This window comes from Tritonibacter litoralis (assembly GCF_009496005.1).
GTDB classification, from domain to species: domain Bacteria; phylum Pseudomonadota; class Alphaproteobacteria; order Rhodobacterales; family Rhodobacteraceae; genus Epibacterium; species Epibacterium litoralis.
Genome location: NZ_WIBF01000009.1, coordinates 127,356 through 141,936 on the forward strand (window position 1 = coordinate 127,356; position 14,581 = coordinate 141,936).

Here is a 14,581-nt window from a genome sequence, read left to right on the forward strand (position 1 = left end):
ACATGACATTCAACGCTGACAAGATCGACCGGCAGGCCCGGCGCATTCTGCGCGACAATGACCGTGGGGGATATACGGTGCCCACGGCGGGGCTTTATCCTTATCAATGGAATTGGGACAGCGCCTTTACCGCGTGGGGCATCGCGAGTTTTGATATCAAACGGGCCTGGTTTGAGATCCACACGCTGTTTACTGGCCAGTGGGACAACGGCATGGTGCCCCATATTATCTTTCACAAACGGGCGGATGGGTATTTTCCCGGACCAGATGTCTGGGCCGTGCCGCGTGTGCCGCATACCTCTGGCATCACCCAGCCGCCTGTGGCCGCCACCATGGTGCGATCCATTTATGAGCAGGACAAACGCTATGGTCGGGTCCATATGGAGCTGATCTATGGCCGTTTGGTCAGCTGGCATCGCTGGTTTATTGCCAATCGGGTCCACGATGGCATGGTGGCGATCACCCACCCTTGGGAATCCGGGCGTGACAATGCGGTGGATTGGGATGGAGCGATGGCCAATGTCGATGGCAGCGCGGTGGGCGAATACACCCGCCGGGATACCACCCATATCGACCCTGAGATGCGCCCCAAGAAAGAGGACTACGACCGCTACCTCGCCATGGTGAAATATGGCCGGGACTGTGGTTGGGACGAGGAGCAGATCCGGGAAGGGTCTCCCTTTCGTGTGGCCGATGTAGGCATGACCTTTATCCTGCTGCGCGCCTGTCGCGATCTGCTGCACATCGCGTATGACCTGGATCATCTAACAGATGAGATCGAGGGCTGGATCCGTCTCTTGGAAGAGGGGGTCAAACGGCACAAAAATCCCAAAGGCTATTTTGACAGCATCGACCTGCGCACCGGAGAGTTTGCGGACTCATTGTCTTCGGCCTCGTTTTTGAACTGGTATGCGGGGGTCGAGGATACGGATATGCTGGCGCATCTTCATGATGTTCTGGACCGGGTTGAATTTGGCGTGCCCTCGTTTGATCCACGCGGCGATCAGTTTAACCCGCTGCGCTATTGGCGTGGTCCGGTCTGGGGCATGATGAACGCCTTGATCGGCATCGGGCTGGAGGAAATGGGCCATGTGCCCATCGCGCAAAAACTGCGCAAGGACACCCAGCGCCTGATCTCTGAAAGCGGGTTTTATGAATATTTCAGCCCAATAGACGGCACCCCCGCCGGGGGGCACGCCTTTTCCTGGACGGCGGCCATCTGGCTGACCTGGGCAGGCCCGCATGCGCGCGGCCGTTTCTAACGCGTCGGCAGAGGAGAGACGACATGGCATCCATTGAGCTGAAAGGCGCTGAGAAATGGTACGGGCCGGTACAGGTGATCAAAGGTGTCGACCTGTCCATTGCCGAAGGGGAGTTTGTGATCTTTGTCGGCCCCTCGGGCTGCGGCAAATCCACCTTGCTGCGGATGATCGCGGGGTTGGAAGAAACCAGCCGCGGCCAGATCATGATCGGCGATCGCGACGCAACCGCCGAACCCCCGGCGCGACGGGGTCTTGCGATGGTGTTTCAGTCCTATGCGCTTTACCCGCATATGTCGGTGCGCGACAATATGGGGTTCTCGCTCAAGGCGGCGGGAGCGCCCGAGGCTGAGATCCAGTCCAAGGTCAACGCCGCCGCCGAGGTTCTGAAGCTGACACCGCTGTTGGAGCGGCGGCCCAAGGATCTGTCGGGTGGTCAGCGTCAACGGGTGGCAATTGGCCGGTCGATTGTGCGCGATCCCACCGCGTTTCTGTTTGACGAACCGCTTTCCAACCTGGATGCGGCCCTGCGTGTCGAAATGCGATATGAGATCGCCAAACTGCACCAATCCCTTGGTGCGACCATGATCTATGTGACTCATGATCAGGTGGAAGCCATGACATTGGCGGACCGGATTGTGGTGCTGGAAGGGGGGCAGATCAGCCAGGTGGGCACCCCGCGTGAGCTGTATCGCAATCCGGGCAATCTTTTCGTCGCGCAATTCATCGGCTCGCCCAAAATGAATGTCTTTGATGCGGGGATTTCGGGGTTGTCCCTGGCAGTGCCGGCCCCCTCCAATGCCACAAAAATCGGGATCCGACCTGAACACATTGCGCTGACACAGGCAGGCCAGGGGCAGATTAATGGCGTGGTGGATGTTCTGGAGTATCTTGGCGCGGATACGTTTGTGATCCTTGATGCGGGTGAGGCCGGGCAAATCACCGTGCGTGTGGCCGGAGAGGCCACGCCCGCGCCGAACACCACCGTTGGACTGTCCTTTGCCCCAGAGAATACGCATTTTTTTGATGGGGCTGGCCGGGCAATCCCAGGCTGAGCGGTGACAAGCGTTTGAGACATGGAGCTGATTGGTCGTGCTGATTGCGTTGGCCTTCCTTCTATGTGCCGTCTGACGGTTCCATCGCCTTAACCTCTGCAATGCAGGCCTCCAGCCACTCAACCAACATACATTCGCGGCGGCGTGCGTAGTCGAGCGTCAGTTTGCCAAAGGCAACTTGTCGGCGCATCTCCTCGGTTTCCCCTTCAGGTATGTCCAAGTCATCGAAATAGCTTTTGAGCCGCAAGTGCTCGGACCGTTGTGCCTCTAATACCGTGAGCATCTGTTCTTGGCTTAAGAGGCGCCCGAAGTAGAGCTGGACCAAAACCCCGTCTCTTTGCACTGGCACCTTTTGAACCTGAGTAAGCCATTCTTGCAGAGCATGGTGCCCGGCCTCGGTGATCGAATACACACGGCTGTCTGGGCCACTATCGTTTTCAACCATGTCACACGTGGCTTGCCCGTCTCTCTCCACGGCTTGCAGTGTTCTGTAGATCTGTGCCTGATCTGCGGGCCAAAAATGCGCGATGGAGCGGTCAAAGTATCGGGTCTTGAGCGTATATCCTGACATCGGTTCGAAGGTCAGAAGACCGAGGATTGCATAACGTAGAGACATAAAAGCTCCCTTTGGTAGTAGACAAGTCATATATGATCTGTCTTATAGTAACTTAGTGTTTTATTTTATTGGTGGTAACATGAGCTTTGACTCTACTTTTAAACTTTCTGGTGTGATGCTCGGTCTTTCTGGGCTGAGCTATGTCCTTGATACTGTTTTAGATGCGGCCTTACCGCAGGCCAGCCCCGGGCTTGGTGCGCTTGTACCCATTTTCGGTTTGATCGGCTTCCCTGGTTTTTGGGAGTCATTGCGGGATACTCGGTTTATCTCAGTGTTGGCCTATGTCAGCGGCATGCTGGGACTCGCCGGGTTGGTCGCCATCACGTTTTTGGGGAACCGTGTCTTTCCAGAACTCGCCCCGCAAAAAGTGGGTGAAATCGTGAGCGTTGTGAAGCTCGAGTTCCTTCTGATCAGCATCGTTTTCCTAATCTCGGCGTTGTTGCTTGTTGTACTGTGTTGGCGTGCCGATTGGTTAAAGCGAACCGGCGCTCTTTTTTATGCGGCTGGTGCGGTCCCGGTGTCGTTGACACCCTTCGTCTCTCCGGTGCTGGTTTCAGCAGGAGGTGTTGCAATCGGCCTCGGTCTCGGTTTCTGGGGGCTGGGTCTGATAAGTCCACAAAACAAGCGCATCAACGACGACTAACGACACCGTCGGCAACTGACATCGTTTGGCAGGCCAAATGCGTGGCATATTGGTTTTGGAGCCACTGAAAGGATGGATGAAGACCAGGCGGGACTGACGGGATTGCGTCAATGACTGCGCAATTCAGTTCTCAAAGCCGGGTTTGCAAAATGTTGCGCTCTGCGACACCAAGGGCATTTTGCCACGCATTTCAACTGGGTTTGATAGCTGCTGCGCCGAATGCGCTCTCAAACCCGGTTTATCGCCGACTTCTACTGGCACAAATCCCCTCGGTCTTGGATCTGGGCTGACCACAATCGCGCTGGGTCTTCTGTCAGTTGTCGCCGTTGTGTTGGCCTATCGGCTATGGCCAAACAACGATCCGCAGGAGATCGGACATTCACATGCGGCCCAGGATCACGCCCATGCTTATGGCGATCTGCTGCATCATGACCCTGAACAGATCCAATCGGCAAACGCCAAAAAGCATCATCATCCTGCCCAGCGTTACAGCCATGTCATTGTGATAGATGACCATCATCCGATTTGGCCCACCAAAGGGTGACCCAAAGGCCGGGAGAGTATTGCCCGGCAGCAAACTTCGAATTTCAGCTGAGGGGTGCGACGCCACGTTCTATTGTATTTAATAGACGAATCCGTCTATTAAATTGCATGCCTCAGAAAAGCACCAAGTCAGCTCCCCGGAAACGTGGACGTCCCGCAGGGCGGCCCGAGAATTCAGACGTCCGTAACAAGCTGTTGCGCGAAGGGCTGATTTTCCTGACGGAGAAGGGCTACACCTCGGCGGGCGTAGATGAGATTTTGCTGTCGGCGCAGGTGCCAAAGGGCAGTTTCTACTACCACTTCAAAAACAAAGCGGATTTTGGCCTGCATTTGGTGGATGCCTATCATCTTTACTTTCTGCGCAAGCTTGATCGCTGCCTCACCAATGCGGATCTGCCATATATCCAACGGGTCCAAGCCTTTATGGACGACGCTGCAGCCGGGATGAAGCGCCATGGGTTTCAACGGGGCTGTCTGATTGGCAACCTTGGTCAGGAAATGGGGGTCCTGCCCGAGGCGTTTCGCGCCAGGCTTATCGCGGTGCTTGAGGATTGGCAGAGCCGGTTGGCCACCTACCTGGCATCGGCCCAGGCCGATGGAACATTACCCGCACATCATGATCCGCACCAGCTGGCCGTCAATTTCTGGATCGGTTGGGAGGGGGCGGTGCTGCGCGCCAAATTGGAACGTCGTGCGGCTCCGCTGACCAGCTTTGCCGATTTCTTCATGGAACATCTCAGGGATTAAAGGGAGGACCTTATGTTCGACGCAATTGTGATCGACAAAGTTGATGATGCACAGACCGTATCGCTGAAACAGGTGACAGAGGCCGAGTTGCCAGACGGTGATGTTCTGGTTGATGTGGCCTTTTCCACTCTGAATTACAAAGACGCCCTGGCCATCACCGGGGCTGCCCCCGTGGTGGGGCGGTTCCCGATGGTGCCGGGGATTGATTACTCCGGAACCGTCGCCCAAAGCGCACATCCGGATTTCAAGCCGGGCGACAGGGTTGTTCTGAACGGTTGGGGTGTCGGCGAACGCCATTGGGGTGGGCTGGCCAAAAAGGCGCGCGCCAAAGGCGATTGGCTGATCCATCTGCCCGCAGGGATCGATCTGCGCCAGGCCATGGCCATTGGCACCGCAGGATATACCGCCATGTTATGTGTTCTGGCCTTGGAAAAACACGGCCTCACCCCGGCAGATGGGGAGGTGCTGGTGACCGGCGCTGCGGGCGGTGTGGGCAGTGTTGCCACGGCCCTGTTGGCGGCAAAAGGCTATACCGTGGCCGCTGTGACCGGTCGCACGGCAGAGCATGAGTATCTGATGTCATTGGGGGCTGCCTCGATTGTCGACCGCGAGACCTTGACCGGCAAGGTCCGTCCATTGAACAAGGAACGCTGGGCCGCGGCGATCGACGTGGCGGGCAGCAGCGTTTTGGCAAATGTCCTGTCATCCATCAGTTATGGCGGGGCGGTGGCGGCCTGTGGGCTTGCCGCTGGTATGGATCTGCCGTCTTCCGTCGCGCCTTTCATTTTGCGCGGTGTATCCCTAATTGGCGTCGACAGCGTCATGGTGCCAAAAGAGCGCCGGATCCAAGCCTGGAACCGTCTGGCAAGCGATCTGGACATGGCCAAGCTGGAAGCGATGATCACCGAGCTTGCGTTGCAAGATGTGGTTGCCACCGCGCCCAAGTTTCTGGAGGGCCAGGTGCGCGGACGTATTGTGGTGCCGGTGGCCTAAAGCTCTCCCCAAAGGGCGCACCACAGGGGTGCGCCCCGCTGTCAGCGTGTCAAAGCTGTCTTCTTGACGATGTCAATAAATGCGGTCTCAGAGGCAGTGGACGTGTGCCCTTGTCGGTTGAGGATGCCAACCGGGCGCAAAACGTCAGGATTGCCAACCGCCTTAAAAGCGATATGGGGCGCGTGCCAATTGCTGACGGCGGAACGAGGCAAAAGGGCAAGGCCAATGTGTTCAGAAACAAGCTCCAGCGCGGTTGTGGAGCGGCGAAACTCGATGCTCCAATTCAGCGACAACCGCGCGCGCGCCATGGCTTCGTCGATCAACAGGCGATTGCCGGTGCCACGGGCAGGGACAATAAGCTCGATCTGGTGCAGGTCGGCCCAAGTCACAGCGGGCTTGTCGCCAATTGAGTGACCCTGCGGATAGGCCAGCACGATCTGGTCATCAAACAACGGTGTGAAATGTGTGTTGGGCTCCAGTTCTGGGATGGAACAGATCCCAAAATCCGCTTCCCCCTTGGCGACCGCTTCGGCCACCTCATTGGCGGTATAGTCAAGAAATCGGAACCTTGCGGCATTCCCGTTGGCCCGAAAGGTCCGGACCGCCTGGGGGATCAGCTGTGCAAACACGGTGGGGATCACAGCAACTGTCACCAGCGCATTGCGTTGGTGCGCAAAGGCGACGCTTTCGTCACGCATTGCGGTTGTTGTCTCATGCGCGTCATCCAGAATGGCTTCGGCGCGGGCTTGCAGCCGTTTTGCGGCCAATGTTGGACGCACATCGCGGGTAGTGCGTTCAAATAATATGGAATCCAGCGCCACTTCCAGTTTTTGGACGCGTCGCGTGATGGCCGATTGCGACAGGCTCAAGCGTTCGGCAGCGAGGTGGAAGGAACCCGTCTCTTTTACGGCAAGAAAAGCTTCGAGGTCACCAAAATCAAAATTAATGCGCATAACGCAATAATGATAGTAAAAGCATCATTGGTCAAACCCAACTCTTTTTGGCACATTGCATCAGGCATGACCAGAGGATCAAGGGCCTGCGCCTCAGGCGGGTCGCCTTTGAAGAAGGACACAGGCGTGACAACATCAAAGGCAATTCAAAGCGCGCTGTTCCATGTCAGCTGATTGGCGGGGCCGTTTGTTTGCCACGGGGTTTGCGCTGGCAGGACTGGCGACGTTCCTCCTGTTGGATTTGCCGCTTCCATTTTTGTTTGGCCCCATGGTTGGCTGCCTTTTGGCGGCTTTGATGGGGTTTGAGCTGAAAGGATACGGCCAGATTTCGGTTGCAGCGCGCACGATCCTTGGCGTTGCTGTTGGTACCTCGGTCACGCCCGCTGTTTTGGCACAAATCCCGCAGATGGCCGGATCTGTTGCCCTGATCCCAATTTACATAGCTGTGATTGGGCTGATCGGGGTGCCGTTCTTTCGCCGGGTCTGCGGCTATGACCTGCCCACGGCCTATTACGCCTCTATGCCGGGCGGGTTGCAGGATATGATCCTCTTTGGACAAGAGGCAGGCGCGGACCCTCGTGTCTTGTCCTTGATCCACGCGACACGGGTGCTGATCATCGTGACCATCGCCCCCATACTCTTGACCAGCGTATACGGCCGTGGATTGACCAACCCAATGGGAACGCCCCTTGTGCAGCTTGCACCGGTTGAGGTCATGTTGATGATTGTTGCGGCTTGGGTAGGATGGAAAGGCGGCGAAAGGATCGGTCTGTTTGGGGCCTCGATCCTGGGTCCGATGATCGTCTCAGGCGCGTTTTCACTGGGGGATCTGGTCCATGCCCGCCCACCTTCTGAGGCCATTCTGGCGGCGCAATTCTTTATCGGCGTTGGCGTTGGGGTGCACTACGTTGGCGTCACGGCGGCGGAGCTGCGCAAGACCATATCAGCAGGCGTTGCCTTTGTGCTGATCTTGGCGGTCTTGGCGGCTTTTTTTGCACAAGTCGCCAGCCGCCTTGGGCTTGCGCCTGCGCTTGAGGCCTTCCTTGCGTTTGCGCCCGGCGGTCAGGCTGAGATGATGGTGCTGGCCATTGTTGTTGGGGCGGACCTGGGGTTTGTTGTGACGCACCACCTTGTCCGGATTATCCTGGTCATCATCGGTGCGCCGATTGTGGCAAAGGTGGTAACACGCAAAAGGGCTGAACCTTAGGAAAGACCGAAGCACCGGCTGGCGATCACCGAATTTGTCGTTCTCAACCAGCGCTAGCCGTAAATGTCACATGATCCAGGCCATGCATCGCGCTGCGCAGACCACAGGATCGATGGTTGCCACCGTGACCGATCGGGCGACCTCCTCAGCCACATGTACCATGCCGGCGCAGCCCAGAACCACGGCGGAAATTGCGTCTTCTGCTTCGGCTCGCTGGGCTTCGGCGACGATGCTTTGACTGGCCGCTTTGGGATCAGCATCCAGCGCCAATACAGGCACGTCGGATGCGCGCACTTTGGAGACAAAAGACCCAAGGCCTTGGCGGGTTATGTTGTCTTCAAGAATGGGAACAGAGACCGCAAGCGTTGTCACCACGCTGAACCGCCAATTGCGCAAGGCGGCATAGTGATAGGAGGCCTGTCCCAGACCAATCACCGGACAGGCGGCTCGGCGCGCGGCATCCGTCAGGGCGGTGTCGTCAAAGCAGCCGATTATTATACCGTCTGCTTGGGCCGTTGATGCGTGATCAATCAGCTCTAACAAAGGTTTGGTGGCCGCCTTGCCGTCTTCTTCCCCTTGGATGGAGGGTGGTCCGTTTTCGGATGTCCAGCCCTCGAACTGAATCTCCGGCGCGGCTCTTTGCGCTTGCTCCAACATTGCCGTGGTCATGGCGGCGGTGCTGTTGGGGTTGATGATGATAACCGCCATCACACCATCCCTTGGCCCGCATCCGAACCTTGTTGGGCCCGGTGACGTTGCAACAGCCAGACGATCAACAGGAACACCAGGATCACCAACAGCGAAAACACGGTGGTCAACGTCCCAAGCGCAAACAGAACGGGCGTGGTGACATTGGTGGTCATCCCAAATATTTCCAAAGGCAGCGTGTTGTAGCTGCCCGAGGTCAGCAGCGTGCGGGCAAATTCATCATAGCTGAGGGTAAATCCAAACAGGGCCACACCAATCAGCGAGGGCGCGATGATCGGCAGAACCACATGGCGAACGACCTGCCACGGAGAGGCGCCAAGGTCCCGCGCGGCTTCTTCGTATGATTGATCAAACCGGTTGAAGACCGCGAACATGATCAACAGGCCAAAGGGCAGCGTCCAGGTGAGCTGGGCACCAAACCCAGATGTGGACCAATGCACCGGCAAGCCGGATTGCGACCAGATCAACCCCACACCCAGTGACACCAGGATCGACGGGATCACCAGCGCGGTGATGATCAGGTAAAACAGCACGGTTGCGCCGGCAAAACGTTTGCGAAAGGCAAGCCCGCCCATGACCGAGACCACAACAGTGGTCACCATCACCATCAAGCCAAGAACCAGCGAGCGGGAGAAGGATCCCCAGATATCGCCCACCGCTTGCTGTTCAAACAGATCACGGAACCAATGCAAAGACACACCGCGCATGGGGAATGTCAGCCCGCCGCCGGGCCCTTGGAACGACAGGATGCCAATGGTCAGCGTGGGGCCATAAAGGAAGACCAGAAACAGGATGAAAAACGCGGTCAGCACGTAAAAGGACCGGGGGCGTGGTTCCATGGTCACAGCTCCTTTCGAATGTCGACAAAGCGCAGCAAGGTGCCGATCAGCAGCAACACCGTCACCAACAGAACCACCGCCGTCGCCGAGGCCGAAGGGTATTGCAGCAGGCCGATGTCATTCTGGATCATCCGGCCAACGTTTGCCGATTGGCTGCCGGACATAAATCGCACGGTGATGAAATCGCCCATCACCAGCGCCACCACAAAAATCGTCCCGATCATGATGCCGGGTTTGGTCAGGGGCACAATCACATGCCACAGGGTCTGCCAGCCGCTGGCTCCTGCATCCGCCGCCGCCTCTATCAGGGATTTGTCGATCCGCATCATGGTGTTGAAGATCGGCACAACCATGAACAGCGTATAAAGATGCACAAAGGCCAGGATCACGCTGAAGTCGCTGAACAACAGCCAATCCAGCGGCTCGTCAATGACACCCATGGAAATCAGCGTCGAATTGGCAATCCCATTGCGCCCCAGAAACGGGATCCATGAGATCATGCGAATGATGTTGGAGGTCAGAAATGGGATCGTACAGAGCAGGAACAAGGCGATTTGCCAGGTCAGGCTGCGGATGTGAAAGGCCAGGTAATAGGCAACAGTAAAACCAATGAGCAGGGTGCAGGCCCAGGTTATCACCGCGTATTTAAAGGTGTTGAAAAACACCCGATACGTGACTTCAGAGGTCAGCAGGAATTCATAATTATCAAACAGAAATGCGGGGTAAATCGACCATTCTGTTGCGCCCCAGAAGCTGACCACCACAATCATAATGATTGGTGCCACCAGGAACACAAGCAACACCAGACTGAGCGGCGTGGCCATCAACCAGCCTGTCAAATGCCTGTTTTGCAGCATGCTCACCTCGTTTTTTTGAGCGCAGTATCGGGAGAGCAGGGGACAGGGCGTCCCCCACTCACATTCATTGGTTTAGGCCGCGATGAACTCGTTCCATTTGCGAACCATATACTGGTTCTCATCCATAACTGCGTTCCAGCAAGCCACAGCGCCCATCCGGTCATAGAACGAACCACCGTCACGCACAGCACCGGCTTTTTCCATGACGTCGCCAAACGGGTTGGCAATGTCGCCCTTGGCTTCCTTGCCCTCGAACCAGAAGCCCCATTCGTCTTCGGACATGAAGTTTTTGGAGGTTTCCGGAACGGCCGAGTAATAACCCTGACGCATCAGGAAGCCACCAACCCAACCCGAGAGATACCAGTTGATGTATTCATAGGCCGCGTCCAGTTCGATGCCGGACAGGTTGGCCGACAGACCGATACCGCCGCCCCATGAGCGATAGCCTTCTTCCAGTGGTTGATAGACACAAGGGATGCCCTGGCTGCGCACCGCGGTGATCGCTGGCGACCACATGGATTGGATCACGACCTCTCCGCTTGCCATCAGGTTGACGCTTTCGTCAAAAGACTTCCAGAAGGCGCGGAACTGGCCGTTTTTCTTGGCCTCGGTAAAGATACCAAGGGTCATATCGATCTCTTCGCGGGTCATGTTACCTTTGTCGGGATAGGTGTATTCCCCCATCGATTCCACAACCATCGCCATATCCATGATCCCAATCGACGAGATATCCAGGATCGAGGCTTTGCCCTTGAACTCAGGGTTCAACAGTTCAGACCAGTTTTTGATCGGACGGCCAATCAGGTCGGGGCGGATGCCCAGCGTGTCCGCGTTGTAAATGGTCGGGATCAGGGTCATCCAACCGGATTCTTCCTGGACAAAATCTTTGCCATTTGCGCCAGAGGTAAAGCCCACAGTGTGAGGCGCGGTGCCCTGTGCGATGGTGCTTTCAGGTGTCAGCTTACCATTGCGGAAGATGCCGACGATTTTGTCGTAATTGGCAATTTTTGACGTGTCCATTGCCTGCAGATTGCCGGTGGGCCAGACCTTTTTACAGATCCAGTATTCGATGTCTGCAATGTCAAAGCTTTCAGGCTGAGTGGCCGCGCGCTGGGTCACGCTGTCGGAATCCAGGGCCGTCATCTCAAGCGTGAAACCGAGGTCTTCCTTGACCTTGGTCGCCACCTCATTCAGGTTGGACACCCCGGTGCCAAACTGGCGCAGTGTCACATCTTTGATGGCCTGTCCCCATACCATTGGAGCCGGAAGCGCGGCGGCCGCCACCGCCGCGCCCCCTGCTTTGAGCATGGACCGACGCGAATAGCGTATCTTTGGAATTGTGGTCATAATCTTACCCCTGTTGGTTCGTTGACTTATCCTGCCAGGGCATGTGCTGCCCCAGCCTCCCAGTCGAGACCGATCGCCTCACCGAGTTCCCTCGGGTTCCCGAAGAAATCCTTGTCTGACAAAAGCGCGGTCACTTCCTGATCGCCGGGAATAACCGCGGTCAGGGCCACATGGGTGCCCTGGTATTCGATATTGGTGATGGTGCCGGGCAGCTTGGCAGCCTCGGGCGCTTTTAACTCCAACGCATCGGACCGGATGGCAATCGCGCCCTCGGGCATGGCCACCACATTATGTGACCCCAAGAAACGCGCAACAAAGGCGGTTTTGGGCGCGTCAAACACCTGCCGCGTTTGTCCGGCCTGTTCGATGCGGGCGTTGTTCATCACCACAATCTCATCAGCCAGCGCCAGCGCCTCATCCTGACCGTGGGTAACGTGGATAAAGGTGATGCCCAGTTCACGCTGCAGCTTCTTCAGCTCCGCGCGCATGCGGATCCGCAGGAATGGGTCCAGCGCGGACAATGGTTCATCCAGTAATAAAACATCCGGTTGGGTGATCAAGGCGCGCGCCAATGCCGCACGCTGTTGTTGGCCGCCGGACAGCTGCGCGGGCAAGCGGTCGGCCAGTGCGACCATATCCACCAGCTCCAGCATCTCCATCGCGCGTGTCTTTCGGTGCGCGGCGTCTTTGCCCTGCATTTTCAGGCTAAAGGCTACGTTGTCGGCCACGCTGAGATGCGGGAACAAGGCATAATTCTGAAACATCATCGCCGTGCCGCGTTTGGCAGGTGGGCGATGTGAAATGTCGCGATGACCTAACAGCACCGAGCCCTCTGACACCGACTCATGCCCGGCAATCATGCGCAGAGTGGAAGATTTGCCACAGCCCGATGGTCCCAGCAGACAGGCATAGGTGCCAGTGCCAAAGTGATAGCTGATAGCGTCAACCGCGACCGTATTCCCGTAACGCTTGGTCAGGCTGACAAGTTCCAGATCCAGATTTCGGCTCATCTTCTTCCCCGAGTCTTGCAATCCCAATCGGATCGCTGATTGAGGACAGCCTGTGTGCGCCTTGCTGAAATCGCGAAGCACATTCGTAGGGCGAACAGGGAGTCATCCGCAGAACGGGCTTTGATTGTGCAATTTGGGGGTCAGTTGTTTAATGTGTGGGCAAAAATTGTATACGATTTCCCCCAAAGATGTTTTCAACCTTGTTCTGGTGCCAGCGCTCTGCGAATGACAGGGCAGGAGAGACCTCTATGACCGCATCGCCATCTGAGTCCGCGTATCCCACAGCGCCGTCCACTGTGCCCGGTGTCGAAGCCATCGTGGCAGAGATGACGGATGCCATTCACGAACATCGTATTCAGCCCGGTGCCAAACTGCGCGAAGATGAATTGGGTGATATTTTCAACGTTAGCCGGACCTTGGTGCGCCAGGCCTTGCACAAGCTGGAACACAGCGGGCTGGTGACCATTCAGCGCAATCGCGGCGCGTTTGTGGCCAAGCCATCCATCAAAGAAGCCCGCGAAGTCTTTGAAGCGCGTGCGCTTCTGGAACCGCAAACCGCACGGGCCGCAGCAGAACGGGCCAGTGCCCAAGACATTGAATGTCTCGAAAAGCATATCGAGGATGAGCACGCCGCCATTCACCGAAATGAGATGGGTTTGGCCCTTAAATTGTCCGGGGATTTCCACCTCGAAATCGCGCGTATTGCGGATCAAGACACGATCGAGGCTTTCCTGCGCCAGTTGATTTCCCGCTCTTCCTTGGTGATTGCGCTCTATTGGCGGCGGCGCAATGCCATTTGTGAGAGCCACGCGCATCACGCGTTGATTGATGCGTTGCGGGACGGCGATTGCAACTCTGCCGAAGAGTTGATGAAAGGGCATTTGCTGGATATTTTCTCGCAGCTTGATCTGCGGGACCGGCCCGATGGGGCCGCGTCCTTGAAAGAGGCGTTGAAACGATGACCCGCTTTCGCAATGCAACATTGGCAGAGCTGGACCTGATCCTTGGCTGGGCGGCTGATGAGGGCTGGAACCCGGGTGTGGAGGATGCGGCGGCGTTTTACCAGGCTGATCCGCAAGGGTTCTTTGTGGCAGTTGATCCATCCGACCAACCGGTGGCGGCGATTTCGGTGGTTAACCACACGCCCCATTTTGCCTTCCTTGGGCTCTATATTGTGCGGCCCGCGTATCGTGGGCAGGGGATCGGATTGGGGTTGTGGACCCATGCATTGGCACATTCCGGGGTGCGGACCGTTGGTCTGGATGGGGTTGAGGCGCAGCAGGACAACTACAAATCTTCGGGGTTTCAACACGCGGGTGGCACCACGCGGTATACGGGCACTGTCCAGGGGTTTCGCGACCCCGAAATCACCCGAATTACGCCAGCGCAGCTGCCAACCTTGCTCGACATGGAGGCGCAGGCCTCGGGCGTGGAAAAGCCACGTTATCTGACCGCGTGGTTTCAAGGCAGCGCCACCAGGACCACGATTGTCGCGCAAGGCAAATCCGGCATTGATGGGTTCTGTACCATCCGGACCTGCGGGTCCGGGGCAAAGATTGGCCCGCTTGTGGCAAGTGACACAAAGGTTGCGCACCGTCTGATCGCCCATGCGGCGGCTTTGGGTGACGGGCCTGTGACCCTGGATGTGCCGGCCACCGCTGCGGCCTTGCAGGATCACTGTGTGCATCTGGGGCTGGAACCCGGATTTCGCACCGCGCGGATGTACAACGGGCCATTTGCTGCGCCACAGCATGACAATTTTGCTGTGGCGAGTCTTGAACTAGGCTGAAACGCCTTGTGCGGT

Annotated in this window: 16 protein-coding genes; 8 read left to right on the forward strand and 8 right to left on the reverse strand. The window is 57.1% G+C overall.

The annotated features are described in order from the left end of the window. Positions 1–2: 2 nt before the first annotated feature. Positions 3–1,262 (forward strand): MGH1-like glycoside hydrolase domain-containing protein, encoded by a 1,260-nt coding sequence (locus GFB49_RS14385; protein ID WP_153216617.1) that lies wholly within the window; start codon positions 3–5, stop codon positions 1,260–1,262. A gap of 23 nt (positions 1,263–1,285) precedes the next feature. Beyond that, on the forward strand, positions 1,286–2,314 hold the full coding sequence (locus tag GFB49_RS14390) for an ABC transporter ATP-binding protein (RefSeq protein ID WP_153216618.1): 1,029 nt from the start codon (positions 1,286–1,288) through the stop codon (positions 2,312–2,314). Positions 2,315–2,375: 61 nt separating this feature from the next. Here GFB49_RS14390 and GFB49_RS14395 read toward each other — a convergent pair whose 3' ends face one another. Then, a complete protein-coding gene (locus GFB49_RS14395; RefSeq protein ID WP_194269359.1) occupies positions 2,376–2,930 on the reverse strand; it encodes a PadR family transcriptional regulator in 555 nt (184 codons plus the stop codon). Between the two features lie 79 nt (positions 2,931–3,009). Between GFB49_RS14395 and GFB49_RS14400 the strand changes: the two genes are divergently transcribed. Next, positions 3,010–3,573 (forward strand): hypothetical protein, encoded by a 564-nt coding sequence (locus tag GFB49_RS14400; protein WP_153216620.1) that lies wholly within the window; start codon positions 3,010–3,012, stop codon positions 3,571–3,573. 379 nt (positions 3,574–3,952) lie between these two features. Here GFB49_RS14400 and GFB49_RS21040 read toward each other — a convergent pair whose 3' ends face one another. Further along, positions 3,953–4,093: a hypothetical protein gene (locus GFB49_RS21040; RefSeq protein WP_194269360.1), complete on the reverse strand. Its 141-nt coding sequence runs from the start codon at positions 4,091–4,093 to the stop codon at positions 3,953–3,955. A gap of 131 nt (positions 4,094–4,224) precedes the next feature. Between GFB49_RS21040 and acuR the strand changes: the two genes are divergently transcribed. Both acuR and acuI read left to right on the forward strand, forming a co-directional pair. Next, positions 4,225–4,863, forward strand: coding sequence for an acrylate utilization transcriptional regulator AcuR (acuR, locus tag GFB49_RS14410; RefSeq protein WP_153216622.1), 639 nt, complete (start codon positions 4,225–4,227; stop codon positions 4,861–4,863). A 12-nt stretch (positions 4,864–4,875) separates the two neighbouring features. Further along, positions 4,876–5,856, forward strand: a complete 981-nt coding sequence (acuI, locus tag GFB49_RS14415; RefSeq protein WP_153216623.1) for an acrylyl-CoA reductase (NADPH) — start codon at positions 4,876–4,878, stop codon at positions 5,854–5,856. Positions 5,857–5,897: 41 nt separating this feature from the next. Here acuI and GFB49_RS14420 read toward each other — a convergent pair whose 3' ends face one another. After that, positions 5,898–6,809: a LysR family transcriptional regulator gene (locus tag GFB49_RS14420; protein WP_153216624.1), complete on the reverse strand. Its 912-nt coding sequence runs from the start codon at positions 6,807–6,809 to the stop codon at positions 5,898–5,900. Positions 6,810–6,972: 163 nt separating this feature from the next. Between GFB49_RS14420 and GFB49_RS14425 the strand changes: the two genes are divergently transcribed. After that, the gene (locus GFB49_RS14425) at positions 6,973–8,016 is read left to right on the forward strand and encodes an AbrB family transcriptional regulator (RefSeq protein WP_153216625.1); all 1,044 of its coding nucleotides are present in this window, start codon (positions 6,973–6,975) and stop codon (positions 8,014–8,016) included. A 66-nt stretch (positions 8,017–8,082) separates the two neighbouring features. Here the strand turns inward: GFB49_RS14425 and GFB49_RS14430 are convergent, their stop codons facing one another. From GFB49_RS14430 to GFB49_RS14450, 5 genes are all read right to left on the reverse strand, one after another. After that, positions 8,083–8,724: an aspartate/glutamate racemase family protein gene (locus GFB49_RS14430; RefSeq protein WP_153216626.1), complete on the reverse strand. Its 642-nt coding sequence runs from the start codon at positions 8,722–8,724 to the stop codon at positions 8,083–8,085. Continuing rightward, positions 8,724–9,563 (reverse strand): ABC transporter permease, encoded by an 840-nt coding sequence (locus GFB49_RS14435; protein ID WP_153216627.1) that lies wholly within the window; start codon positions 9,561–9,563, stop codon positions 8,724–8,726. The genes GFB49_RS14430 and GFB49_RS14435 overlap by 1 nt, the downstream gene beginning before the upstream one ends. 2 nt (positions 9,564–9,565) lie before the next feature. After that, positions 9,566–10,420, reverse strand: a complete 855-nt coding sequence (locus GFB49_RS14440; RefSeq protein ID WP_153216628.1) for an ABC transporter permease — start codon at positions 10,418–10,420, stop codon at positions 9,566–9,568. A 72-nt stretch (positions 10,421–10,492) separates the two neighbouring features. Continuing rightward, the gene (locus tag GFB49_RS14445) at positions 10,493–11,758 is read right to left on the reverse strand and encodes an ABC transporter substrate-binding protein (protein WP_343032594.1); all 1,266 of its coding nucleotides are present in this window, start codon (positions 11,756–11,758) and stop codon (positions 10,493–10,495) included. 35 nt (positions 11,759–11,793) lie between these two features. After that, entirely contained in the window at positions 11,794–12,777 is a 984-nt protein-coding gene (locus tag GFB49_RS14450) for an ABC transporter ATP-binding protein (RefSeq protein ID WP_153216630.1), read from the reverse strand. 248 nt (positions 12,778–13,025) lie between these two features. Between GFB49_RS14450 and GFB49_RS14455 the strand changes: the two genes are divergently transcribed. Next, positions 13,026–13,739 carry a GntR family transcriptional regulator gene (locus GFB49_RS14455; protein ID WP_153216631.1) on the forward strand — a complete coding sequence of 238 codons (714 nt, stop codon included), beginning with the start codon at positions 13,026–13,028 and terminating at the stop codon, positions 13,737–13,739. Then, a complete protein-coding gene (locus GFB49_RS14460) occupies positions 13,736–14,566 on the forward strand; it encodes a GNAT family N-acetyltransferase (RefSeq protein ID WP_153216632.1) in 831 nt (276 codons plus the stop codon). Before GFB49_RS14455 ends, GFB49_RS14460 begins: the two co-directional genes overlap by 4 nt. Positions 14,567–14,581 lie beyond the last annotated feature (15 nt).

Excerpts from the sequence above, each read along its gene's own strand:
- GFB49_RS14385 (WP_153216617.1), top strand. The coding sequence starts at position 3 with ATGACATTCAACGCTGACAAGATCGACCGGCAGGCCCGGCGCATTCTG.
- GFB49_RS14390 (WP_153216618.1), top strand. The coding sequence starts at position 1,286 with ATGGCATCCATTGAGCTGAAAGGCGCTGAGAAATGGTACGGGCCGGTA.
- GFB49_RS14395 (WP_194269359.1), bottom strand. The coding sequence starts at position 2,930 with ATGTCTCTACGTTATGCAATCCTCGGTCTTCTGACCTTCGAACCGATG.
- GFB49_RS14400 (WP_153216620.1), top strand. The coding sequence starts at position 3,010 with ATGAGCTTTGACTCTACTTTTAAACTTTCTGGTGTGATGCTCGGTCTT.
- GFB49_RS21040 (WP_194269360.1), bottom strand. The coding sequence starts at position 4,093 with ATGATGGTCATCTATCACAATGACATGGCTGTAACGCTGGGCAGGATG.
- acuR (WP_153216622.1), top strand. The coding sequence starts at position 4,225 with ATGCCTCAGAAAAGCACCAAGTCAGCTCCCCGGAAACGTGGACGTCCC.
- acuI (WP_153216623.1), top strand. The coding sequence starts at position 4,876 with ATGTTCGACGCAATTGTGATCGACAAAGTTGATGATGCACAGACCGTA.
- GFB49_RS14420 (WP_153216624.1), bottom strand. The coding sequence starts at position 6,809 with ATGCGCATTAATTTTGATTTTGGTGACCTCGAAGCTTTTCTTGCCGTA.
- GFB49_RS14425 (WP_153216625.1), top strand. The coding sequence starts at position 6,973 with ATGTCAGCTGATTGGCGGGGCCGTTTGTTTGCCACGGGGTTTGCGCTG.
- GFB49_RS14430 (WP_153216626.1), bottom strand. The coding sequence starts at position 8,724 with ATGGCGGTTATCATCATCAACCCCAACAGCACCGCCGCCATGACCACG.
- GFB49_RS14435 (WP_153216627.1), bottom strand. The coding sequence starts at position 9,563 with ATGGAACCACGCCCCCGGTCCTTTTACGTGCTGACCGCGTTTTTCATC.
- GFB49_RS14440 (WP_153216628.1), bottom strand. The coding sequence starts at position 10,420 with ATGCTGCAAAACAGGCATTTGACAGGCTGGTTGATGGCCACGCCGCTC.
- GFB49_RS14450 (WP_153216630.1), bottom strand. The coding sequence starts at position 12,777 with ATGAGCCGAAATCTGGATCTGGAACTTGTCAGCCTGACCAAGCGTTAC.
- GFB49_RS14455 (WP_153216631.1), top strand. The coding sequence starts at position 13,026 with ATGACCGCATCGCCATCTGAGTCCGCGTATCCCACAGCGCCGTCCACT.
- GFB49_RS14460 (WP_153216632.1), top strand. The coding sequence starts at position 13,736 with ATGACCCGCTTTCGCAATGCAACATTGGCAGAGCTGGACCTGATCCTT.